The 10,478-nt window shown below is 46.4% G+C and carries 8 protein-coding genes; 4 read left to right on the top strand and 4 right to left on the bottom strand.

The features are described 5' to 3' along the window. Window positions 1–514: 514 nt before the first annotated feature. The 3 genes from OCV81_RS17090 to OCV81_RS17080 are packed head-to-tail and all read left to right on the top strand — an operon-like array spanning window position 515 to window position 2,614. On the top strand, window positions 515–1,354 hold the full coding sequence (locus tag OCV81_RS17090; protein WP_148331056.1) for an ABC transporter ATP-binding protein: 840 nt from the start codon (window positions 515–517) through the stop codon (window positions 1,352–1,354). 10 nt (window positions 1,355–1,364) lie between these two features. Beyond that, a complete protein-coding gene (locus OCV81_RS17085; RefSeq protein ID WP_148331055.1) occupies window positions 1,365–2,237 on the top strand; it encodes a hypothetical protein in 873 nt (290 codons plus the stop codon). Then, on the top strand, window positions 2,234–2,614 hold the full coding sequence (locus OCV81_RS17080) for a GntR family transcriptional regulator (protein WP_022354902.1): 381 nt from the start codon (window positions 2,234–2,236) through the stop codon (window positions 2,612–2,614). The genes OCV81_RS17085 and OCV81_RS17080 overlap by 4 nt, the downstream gene beginning before the upstream one ends. A gap of 294 nt (window positions 2,615–2,908) precedes the next feature. Here OCV81_RS17080 and OCV81_RS17075 read toward each other — a convergent pair whose 3' ends face one another. Continuing rightward, window positions 2,909–4,129, bottom strand: coding sequence for a 3-deoxy-D-manno-octulosonic acid transferase (locus OCV81_RS17075; protein WP_148331054.1), 1,221 nt, complete (start codon window positions 4,127–4,129; stop codon window positions 2,909–2,911). An 8-nt stretch (window positions 4,130–4,137) separates the two neighbouring features. After that, window positions 4,138–5,655, bottom strand: coding sequence for a glutamate--tRNA ligase (gene gltX / locus OCV81_RS17070; RefSeq protein WP_148331053.1), 1,518 nt, complete (start codon window positions 5,653–5,655; stop codon window positions 4,138–4,140). 85 nt (window positions 5,656–5,740) lie between these two features. Here gltX and OCV81_RS17065 point away from each other — a divergent pair, with 85 nt between their 5' ends. Further along, window positions 5,741–7,798: an HD family phosphohydrolase gene (locus tag OCV81_RS17065; RefSeq protein ID WP_148331052.1), complete on the top strand. Its 2,058-nt coding sequence runs from the start codon at window positions 5,741–5,743 to the stop codon at window positions 7,796–7,798. Window positions 7,799–7,875: 77 nt separating this feature from the next. On the opposite strand, the gene OCV81_RS17060 is transcribed toward OCV81_RS17065, so the two are convergent. Then, window positions 7,876–9,333, bottom strand: a complete 1,458-nt coding sequence (locus tag OCV81_RS17060) for an MFS transporter (protein WP_148331051.1) — start codon at window positions 9,331–9,333, stop codon at window positions 7,876–7,878. Window positions 9,334–9,480: 147 nt separating this feature from the next. Continuing rightward, window positions 9,481–10,478, bottom strand: a 998-nt coding sequence (locus OCV81_RS17055; RefSeq protein WP_148331050.1) for an IS4 family transposase, incomplete at its 5' end; no start/stop codon positions are given.

The raw sequence follows: 10,478 nt of genomic DNA, 5'->3' as shown, positions 1-10,478 counted from the left end.
CGGGTCCGCGCAGATGCGGCGTGTAAACTTGCGGCATTTGTTGGTCAAGCATAAGTTTTAGCCGGCCGGAACAGGAAGGACACGGCCTCCGGCTCAGGAAAGACCATTTCGCCACGGTGTTCCTTCCGCTTTCTTCTTTCTATGCGGTACACTTCGGAAATGCGGCCTTCCCCGTGGCGGAAGGAAACTCCAGCGGTTCTTGGAATGTGCATCCCTGCTGCCTAACAGGAAGCCCCATCGTATTCTTTTTCCTTTAGCTGCGTTGTCGGTAGAATATATCGCTTTATAGTTCTTTTCTTTCTCTCTTACGCTGTTTCGATTCTGTGATAATTCCTCTTTGTCTTTTCCTCTTCTCCTTTCTGATAGCGCCTTAAAATGCCGTAGACCTGAATTTAATCCGTTTTTCTTGTTAAAAATTTTGTTTATGCTTGTGGATTTAAGAAAAAGCATTACATTTGCGGTGTACTATTAAACTATTACACTAATATCATTAATCAACAACATGAACACGTCTATGATAAAAATCGAAGGATTGACCTTCAGTTATGGAAAGAAAGCTTCCATCTTCCAGGATTTTTCCCTGGAAATGGAGGCGGGAAAGGTGATAGGCCTTTTGGGAAAGAATGGAACAGGCAAATCGACTTTACTCTATTTGATGAGCGGTTTGTTACGTCTGCAAAGTGGCAGTGTCTGGATGAAGGGGGTAGATGTACAAAAGCGTTTACCGGTGACTTTATCTGACCTGTATCTGGTACCGGAAGAATTTACCTTGCCTAACTTGAGTCTGAAACAGTTTGTGAAAGTAAACGCTCCGTTTTATCCTCGTTTCAGTCGGGAACTGTTGCGGACCTGTCTGAATGATTTTGAGCTGAATGAGGACATTCACTTGGGAGAGTTGTCCATGGGACAGAAGAAAAAGGCTTACATGTGTTTTGCCTTGGCCACCAATACTTCCTTACTTTTGATGGATGAACCGACCAACGGACTGGATATTCCTTCCAAAAGTCAGTTCCGTAAAGTTATCGCTTCGGGTATGACGGAAGAGAAATCGGTGGTGGTTTCTACGCATCAGGTAAGGGATATCGACCGTTTATTGGACCAGGTAGTGGTAATCGATGGGAATAAGGTGCTGCTGAACCGTTCGGTGGTAGACATTACGGACAAGCTCTTATTTGCCGAACAAGGGATGAATGATCCGACAGACGATGCGCTTTTTGTACAGCCATCCGTACATGGAAACAGCGTGATATGGCCTAACCTTTCGGGAGAAGAAAGTCCGTTGAATCTGGAATTGCTGTTCAACGCCCTGTTGACGGAACGTGGGAAAATACAAGCGATATTTAATGATAAATAAACGACACGACATGATGGATACAACTTTTAGTATGGTACGCGTGAGGAATGTGATGCAACGCGATTTGATAGAGAACTGGAAAAGTAACCTTTATGGCTTGCTGGGTATCTTTGCGGCCTTCTTTTTCCCGATGTTGGGCCTTTTACAGTCGGCAGAGGAAGGCTTTCCAGAGATTTATTCCTTTCATCGCTTTTGTGGCAATATGTTAGGAGTAATTGGCATGGTAGTAAGTTTTGCGATGCTTTTTTATGCTTCCCGAATTATGAAATGCATGGACAGTAAGGAGAAACGCATCTCTTATTTGTTGCTTCCAGCTACGAAGCTGGAAAAATTCTTTTCACGGGCTGTATTTGTGACCATAGGTACGTTGTTGATGGTGCTGGTAGCCTTACTGGCCTTGGAACTTACTCATTACCTGTTGCTGCCTTTGTTTGATTTACCGGCTGTGTATAGCCAGCCTATGTTGGTGGAAGTATTTTCCATGAAATGGGCTACACATGCTTCGGTAGACGCAACAGGCGAACCCGTATATTCTTGGTGGTTGATGCAGCTCCTCGTATGGATATTCTCCTTGTGGAACCATTCGATCTTCATCTTGGGAGGAAGTTTCTGGTATAAACATCCTTTCCTGAAAACCATTGGGACCTGTCTGGCCGTGACGATTCTTGGAGGAATTTTGTTTGCCAGTCTGGCAGAAGGAGGATCTTTGATTCGTCTTTCAGAGTGGATACAGGAGCACTTTCAGGATACCCCTCAATTTGTAGATGGGGTGTTGGCAATAATTACTACTTTCTTCTTTTTATTGACTCTTTTCAACTGGTGGCTGTCGTACCGACTGTTTACCCGTTCACAAGTAATTAAACGAAAACTGTGGCGTCTATGACTTTTAAAGAGAATAAACCGATTTATTTGCAGATAGCCGACCGCATTATGGATGAGATTCTTCAGAATGTGTACGAGGAAGAAGGACGCATTCTGTCGGTCCGTGAATATGCGGGCGTGGTGGAGGTCAATGCCAATACAGTAGTCCGTACGTACGATTACCTGCAAAATCAGGGCATTATTTACAACAAACGGGGATTGGGCTATTTCGTGTCTACCGGGGCTGCACAGAAGATTGTGGCACTTCGGAAAGAGACCTTCCTCCAGCAAGTATTGCCCGATGTGTTCAAGGAGATGTATTTGCTGCATATTCCGATGGAAACCTTGGCAGAAATGTATGCAACTTATCAAGAAGAACGGAGAAAGGCTTCGGAGTAAGTCTGGTTCCTCGCATGGATAAACTTAATGTCATTTTATCTGCCTCACCGACGAGAGGGACGTGGTAGCCACAGTTTGCGGCCATGTCAGACAGCGATAGCGATGGTTTGTGATGGACACTCGGACCGTTTAATAATTCTATCGGATTTTTCAAGTGGAACCAGTTTATGCTTATGTAAATAAAAACAGGATTCAGTTGTAAGTTCTCTTATAACTGAATCCTGTTTTTATTATTAAAAAATTCTGAACCGTGTCTTTCCTTTCTACGGCTCCTCTTTATTTTATGCGCACGGATTATAGCGTCACTGTATGCATAATTTTTTCCAAGGCACCGGCATTGTCGCGTACATAGTTTCCGGCTTTCTTGCCTGCTTTGTCCAAGGCTCCGTAATTGGTCAGGAACTCGTCCATGATTTTCTTGAAGTCTTCCGCTCCCTGTATTTCAAAGCCTCCTTTGCATTGCAACAAACCCTGTGCTTCACGGAACCGCTTGTTGTTCGGGCCGAAGATGACTGGCATGCCGTACACCGCAGCCTCCAGTACGTTGTGGATGCCTACACCGAATCCTCCTCCGATGTAGGCAATTTCTCCGTAGCGGTAGATGGAAGATAACAGACCGAAACAGTCAATCAGCAGGCAGTCGGCCTCTTTCACTTTTTCCTCTGTGGCCTGCGTGTAGCGTACGACCGTACGGTCCAGCTTGCCGATAATCTCTTTCAAATGGCTTTCCTCAATCACGTGGGGAGCAATGATGAGCTTCACCTCCGGATGTGCGTTGAAATACGGGATGAAAATATCCTCATCCGGTCCCCAGGAACTGCCGGCTACAAAGGCAGTATGATCTCCTTTGAACAGTTCTACCAAAGGAAGCTCTTTGGCTTGACGGCAGATTTCCAGTACCCGGTCAAAACGGGTATCACCGACAATCGTTGTATTCGTGATGCCGATGGACTGCAGCAGTTTCACGGATGCTTCATCCTGTACGAAGAGGTGTGTAAACGTGTTCAGCACCTTGCGGTAGCTTTTCCCATACCAGCGGAAGAAAACCTGTTCTTTCCGGAAGATGGAAGACACACTGTAGACCGGAATATTCCGTCGTTTCAGTTCTGTCAGGTAGTTCTGCCAAAACTCATACTTGATGAAGAAGGCCATGTAAGGCTGGGCCAGATCCAGGAAACGCTTTACGTTGCCCGGGGTGTCCAGCGGAAGGTAGCAGACAATGTCCGCTCCTTTGTAGTTCTTCCGTACTTCGTATCCGGAAGGCGAGAAGAAGGTCTGGAGAATCTTGTATTGCGGATATTTCTTTCGGATTTCCTCAATCAGCGGACGGCCTTGTTCAAACTCCCCTAAAGAAGCCGCGTGAAACCAGAGGTATTTTTCTCCACGCACAATCTGTTTTTCCAGTATGCCGAACGCTTCCTTTTCCCCTTTGACCATCAGGGCCACCTTCTTATTAAAAAGTGCAGCCAATCTGACTGCACTTGTATAAAGGGCGATGATAAAATTATAAATCATGTCTTTGTTTATTTGAGTACCTCTACCGCACGACGCATACGTGCTACTGTTTCTTCTTTGCCCAGTACAGCTGAGATTTCAAACATGTGGGGACCTTTTCCTTCTCCTACCAGTGTCAGGCGGAAGGCATTCATGATGTTACCCAAGTGATAACCTTTGTCCTCAATCCATTTCATGACCACTTCTTCCTGATGAGCCAGTGAGAAATCGTCCAGTGATTCCAACAAGTCGGCCAGTTCGGTCATGCGTGCGGCTGAATCTTCTTTCCAGCGTTTCTTCACCGTTTTTTCATCGTATTCTGTCGGAGCTACGAAGAAGAACTTGCAAGTGTCCCACAATTCCTTGATGAAGCTTACACGGCCTTTCATCAGTCCGACTACGGTAACTACCTTATCCATCGGGGCGTCGATGCCGTGTTCTTTCAGAATCGGCATGAACAGTTGGGCGATTTCTTCGTCGCTCTTCATCAGGATATATTCATGGTTGAACCATTTTCCCTTTTCATAATCGAACTTGGCACCCGCCTTGCTGCAACGGTGCAGGTCGAACAATTTAATCAGTTCGTCCATCGACATGATTTCCTGGTCGTTGCCCGGGTTCCATCCCAGCAGGGCCAGGAAGTTGATGACTGCTTCCGGCAGATAACCCGATTCACGGTATCCGGAAGAAACCTCTCCCGTTTTGGGGTCGTGCCATTCCAATGGAAATACCGGGAATCCCAAACGGTCGCCGTCACGCTTGCTCAGCTTGCCGTTTCCATCCGGTTTCAGCAGCAGCGGCAGATGGGCAAATTCCGGCATGGTGTCTTCCCAGCCAAACGCACGATACAGCAGTACGTGCAACGGAGCCGAAGGCAACCATTCCTCTCCACGAATTACGTGTGAGATTTCCATCAGGTGGTCGTCTACGATGTTGGCCAGATGGTAAGTCGGCAGTTCGTCAGCTGATTTATATAATACTTTGTCGTCGAGGATAGAAGAGTTGATGACCACTTCTCCGCGGATGATATCGTGTACATGCACGTCTTCGTTCGGTTCAATCTTGAAGCGGACCACATACTGTTTGCCTTCTGCAATCAGCTTGTCCACCTCTTCTTTCGGAAGGGTCAGTGAGTTGCGCATAGACATACGCGTAGAAGCATCGTACTGGAAGTTTGGAATTTCTTTGCGTTTGGCTTCCAGTTCTTCGGGCGTATCGAAAGCGATGTAAGCCTTTCCGTTGTCCAGAAGCACCTGTACATACTTCTTGTAGATGTCACGGCGTTCCGACTGGCGGTACGGGCCATAGTTGCCTCCGAAGCTGACACCTTCGTCGAACTTGATGCCCAGCCATTTGAACGATTCGATAATGTATTCCTCAGCACCCGGAACGAAACGGTGTGAGTCGGTATCTTCAATACGGAAAACCAGTTCTCCCCCATGCTGGCGGGCAAACAGATAATTGTACAAAGCGGTACGTACGCCGCCGATATGCAACGCACCTGTGGGACTCGGTGCAAAACGGACTCTTACTTTTCTTTCTGACATTGTGGTTTTTATCTAAAAATACGCCGCAAAATTAATCTAATTTTCCCGTTTTTTTCTTATTTTGCACGCAAAATCTCTTTTTAACATGAAAAGTTTACAGACTGAACGACAGTTTTCTTATAAAGGACTGTTATATAAACTGGGCATATTCATTGTAACAGTAGGTGTAATAGTGTATTTCTTGCCACGTGAGGGGCGGTTTAACTATCAATTTGACATCAACAAACCTTGGAAGTACGGCCTCTTGCAGGCTTCGTTCGACTTCCCTATCTACAAGGAGGATGCCGAGGTGCAGCAGGAGCAAGACAGCATCATGCGTTTGTACAGCCCGTATTATCAGTTGGACAAGACCGTGGGCGAACGGATGATACAGCAGTTCAAGAAAGCTTATTCCGACAGCCTTTACCGTATTATTCCTGTGCAGGCTTACCCTCATCACATCGAGCGGATTCTGCAGTTGATTTATGAAAAGGGAGTCTTTGCCCCCAATGACTGGGAAAAACTGCGAAAAGACAGCACACGCTTCATTCAGCTGGTCGATAAGAATACGTCCAATCAAGTAGCAGTCAACAGTCTGTATAGTTTCAAGTCGGCTTATGAAGCTTTGATTTATGCGGACACCTTGCATTATCGGAAGAACTTGCTGCAACGGTGCAATTTGAATGAATACATTGCCCCAAACCTGATATATGATGCATCGAAATCGGAAGCGGCCAAGCAGGACTTGCTGTCAGAATTGTCGTGGGCCAACGGTTTTGTCATGAATGGTCAGAAAATTATCGACCGAGGCGAAATTATAGACAGTCATACATATAATATTTTGCGGTCGCTGGAGAAAGAATGGAACAAACGAAGCGAGACGGTTGCAGAAAAGCGTCTCACTTTGCTTGGGCAGTTGCTTTTCGTGTCTCTGCTGATAGGCTGTTTCATGATTTACCTGGAGTTGTTCCGGAGTGATTATTACAAGAAGCACCGTACGCTGGCTTTGCTGTTTATCATCATCGTGGCGTTTCCAGTTATTTCCTCGGTCATGGTGGCACATTCTTTCATGAGTGTATATGTGGTGCCGTTTGCCATGATTCCGTTGATTGTCCGTATCTTTTTGGATTCCCGCACCGCATTCATGGCTCATGTCATTACCATTTTGCTCTGTTCCATTTGTCTGCGTACGCCCCATGAGTTTATTTTGTTGCAGATGGCTGCCGGTATGGCCGGTATTTATAGTCTCCGGGAACTGTCCCAGCGTTCCCAGTTGTTTCGTAGTGCCGTGATAGTAGCTTGTGCTTATGCCTTGATGTATCTGGCACTCGACTTGGTGCATGTAAGCGACGTAGCTCAGTTGAGTACCCACATGTACATGAATTTCATTCTGAACGGCATCCTGTTGCTTTTCACCTATCCATTGTTGTTCATTTTGGAAAAAACGTTTGGCTTCACTTCGAATGTAACATTGGTAGAGTTGTCGAACATCAACAACAAGCTGATGCGTGAAATGTCGGAAGTGGCTCCGGGTACATTCCAACATTCGCTTCAACTGGCCAACCTGACGGCAGCAGCCGCCAACCGTATTGGTGCCAACAGTCAGCTTGTACGTACGGGAGCCATGTACCATGACATCGGGAAGATGCTGAATCCGGCTTTCTTTACGGAAAACCAGTCGGGAGTCAATCCCCACGACCAATTAAGTTACAAACAGAGTGCACAGATTGTCATCAGTCACGTGACCGACGGAATGAAACTGGCCGACAAGCATGATTTGCCGCAAGTGATAAAAGACTTTATCTGTACGCACCACGGGAAAGGACTGACCAAGTATTTCTATATATCCTATCAGAACGAACATCCCGGTGAAGAAGTCGATAAGGAAGCCTTCCGTTATCCGGGACCGAATCCGTTTACCAAGGAGCAAGCCATTCTGATGATGGCCGATTCTGTAGAAGCCGCATCCAGAAGTTTGCCGGAATATACCGAAGAAAGCATTTCGGCCTTGGTCGAGAAGATTATCGACTGTCAGGTACAGGAGGGGTATTTCAAGGAGTGTCCGATTACCTTTAAGGACATTGCGACGGTGAAGGCGGTGTTCAAGGAGAAACTGAAAACCATGTATCACACCCGTATCAGTTATCCGGAACTGAAAAAATAAAAAAGAAACAAAGAAAGAAAAAAGTCACGGTACGAAACGAAGCGTGCCGTGACTTTTTTGTATGCGTTCAGTTTTTGTCAGACTGTAATCAGTTTGTATTTGGGAACCAGCGCTTTCATGACGCACCATGCCACCAGATAAGCCACGGCGCAGATGCAGAAAATGATGAAGTAGCCGGCTTCCTTGCCTTCAAATCCCAGAAAAGCCATCTTGGTAGCCTCTGCATAATCGAACAGGATGCCTGAGCACATGTTGATGAGGAAAGCGCCTACACCTCCTGCCATACCTCCAATACCGATGATGGTAGCCACGGCACTCTTAGGGAACATGTCACTGCCCACAGAGTAGATGTTGGCCGACCAGGACTGGTGGGCGGCGCCGGCAATGCCGATGATGATGATGGGAAACCAATAAGAGATATTTCCCAGCGGTTGTGCAAACAAGGCGAACAGGGGGAAAACGGCAAAAATCAGCATGGCCTTCATGCGGGCCGCATACGGGTCTTTTCCGGTTTTGTTGATAATGATGGTCGGCAGCTTTCCTCCGTAGATGGAGAGCATGGTGATGGCATAAAGCACGAAAATCAGCAGCTGGGCGGTAGAACTGTCGGAGGAGAATCCATACACGTCGGAAATATAAGCCGGCGTCCAGAAGAGGAAGAACCACCATACGCCGTCGGTCAGAAATTTGCCCAGTGCCACAGCCCAGGTCTGGCGGTATCTGAAGCATTGCCAGAGAGACAGTTTCGGTTCTTCTTCCGTATGGCCGGACGTTTCCTCATTTTCTTTGTCTTGCTGGATATAGGCCAGTTCGGCTGCATTGACATGAGGATTCTCCTGTGGTTTTTTGTATACGAATAGCCAGAGTCCCATCCAGACGAATCCCAAAGCACCGATGATGATGAAGGCCATCTCCCATCCGTTGCCTACACCGAGGCTTTTGAAGTAGCTGGCCAGGGTAGGAATGCTGGCTGGGGCAATAAGTGCGCCGATGGTAGCTCCTGCATTGAAGATGGAAGTGGAGAACGCACGGTCCTTTTTGGGGAAATATTCAGCCGTCACTTTGATGGCAGCAGGGAAGTTTCCCGATTCGCCGACGGCCAGCACGATACGTGCGGCGATGAAATAGTAGACGCTGGTAATGGCGATGGTAGAGGTGATGGTTCCGGAAGCGGAAATCATTTCTCCCACGTTCCCGAGCCCTAGACTCATTTCGGTAGCCCATCCGCAGAACGCGTGCAGGCAGGCACCGACCGACCAGATGGCGATGGCCCACAAGTATCCTTTCTTGCTGCCCAGCCAGTCAACAAATCGTCCGGCAAAAAGGTTGGCGATGGCATAGACCATGGAAAAAATGGCGGTAATGGTTCCGTAGTGTGTGTCTGTCCAGTGAAACTCTGGTGCGATAAAGTCTTTCCACGTCAGGGAAAGCACTTGTCGGTCCAAGTAGTTGACCGTAGTGGCGAAAAAGAGCATGAAACAAATCACCCATCGATAGTTGCTCATTTTGTCGCGTAAGGTTTCTGATGTACTCATATAATAGATATTAGATTAATTTGTTGTGGCACAAAGATAATTCTTTTACAAGCGGTTGACCTGTAAAAATTGGCGAAATACCTGTCTGAATTGGTCAGGTAGACCATATAGCATTAGTGTCCCGTTAAAATGGGACGAGTTAAACAATTAATCAAAAAGCCCCGGAATCAGGGGATCATTTAGATCTTTGACATCATTGAAATTAGTCTTGTCGAACAGGTCACGCAAGTGGGTTTTGTCAGTCAATGATATACTGAGAATTTGCAAAACTTCATAGGTTGAACGTTTCAACTTCATATCATGTTGGACAATAGCCACAAGACAGTACGTGATAATAGCCACACTGATTTGTATGCGAACAGCGTTCTCTGTTGTGCCCCAGAATTTCTTTATCTTGAGATGCTGCTTGAGCCATTTGAAGAACAGCTCGATTAACCATCTTTTCTTATAAAGATTGGCGACATCCAGTGCAGAAAGTTGTTTTGCATTCGTCAAGAAAGTGAACTCACGGTCATCCTCTTCGTCGTAATATCGGACGAGTCTGAATGAGTCAGGATATTTTTTCTCGGAGAGATATCCGGTCAGTTTCACTTCCGCATCTGTCATTATGTTCTTTGGCATTCTTCGCTTCCATTTGACTGTCTTATACTTTAAGTTCGTCTTGGCTCTGACAACAAAGAAAGAGTCTGTAAGATGTATCCTATAGAGTTCTTTAAAGGAGTCATAAGCCCTGTCGAATATATAATAAGCATTTGGTTCATAATGGATTGAAGACATTGCTGTGGAATCGTGCTTTGATGCAGTGGTTACAGTATAGAAGGCAGGAACTTGTGCTTCAATGTCGTATAAGACATGAGCTTTCACCCCTCCTTTCTTGCTTCGGAACTTTGCCCATGGGAATGTTGCAAGACACAACGGAATCGTTGTTGAATCAAACGCATATTTCTTTCCGGAAATGTCAAGGATGTTGGTCGTCCGCTTCTCGCAGGCTTCCTTCATCATATAGAATGCAAAATCTTCGAAGATTCTGTAATCACGGTTCTGGTTCGCTGTCGCAAGAGTTGTCTTGGCTATCGGTTCACGACCTAAACCAAGATGATATTGCTTGGCCCTATGCGCCTCGAAAGCAACGATTAAGTCTCGCA

Source organism: Phocaeicola fibrisolvens (genome assembly GCF_025567125.1).
In the GTDB taxonomy this organism is placed as follows: Bacteria; Bacteroidota; Bacteroidia; order Bacteroidales; family Bacteroidaceae; genus Phocaeicola; species Phocaeicola fibrisolvens.
The sequence above is the reverse complement of the archived record's forward strand: the minus strand, read 5'-3'. Positions and strand labels throughout refer to the sequence as shown.

Bases quoted from the DNA above. Each gene is read 5' to 3' on its own strand.
- OCV81_RS17090 (WP_148331056.1), top strand. From the start codon at position 515: ATGATAAAAATCGAAGGATTGACCTTCAGTTATGGAAAGAAAGCTTCC.
- OCV81_RS17085 (WP_148331055.1), top strand. From the start codon at position 1,365: ATGATGGATACAACTTTTAGTATGGTACGCGTGAGGAATGTGATGCAA.
- OCV81_RS17080 (WP_022354902.1), top strand. From the start codon at position 2,234: ATGACTTTTAAAGAGAATAAACCGATTTATTTGCAGATAGCCGACCGC.
- OCV81_RS17075 (WP_148331054.1), bottom strand. From the start codon at position 4,129: ATGATTTATAATTTTATCATCGCCCTTTATACAAGTGCAGTCAGATTG.
- gltX (WP_148331053.1), bottom strand. From the start codon at position 5,655: ATGTCAGAAAGAAAAGTAAGAGTCCGTTTTGCACCGAGTCCCACAGGT.
- OCV81_RS17065 (WP_148331052.1), top strand. From the start codon at position 5,741: ATGAAAAGTTTACAGACTGAACGACAGTTTTCTTATAAAGGACTGTTA.
- OCV81_RS17060 (WP_148331051.1), bottom strand. From the start codon at position 9,333: ATGAGTACATCAGAAACCTTACGCGACAAAATGAGCAACTATCGATGG.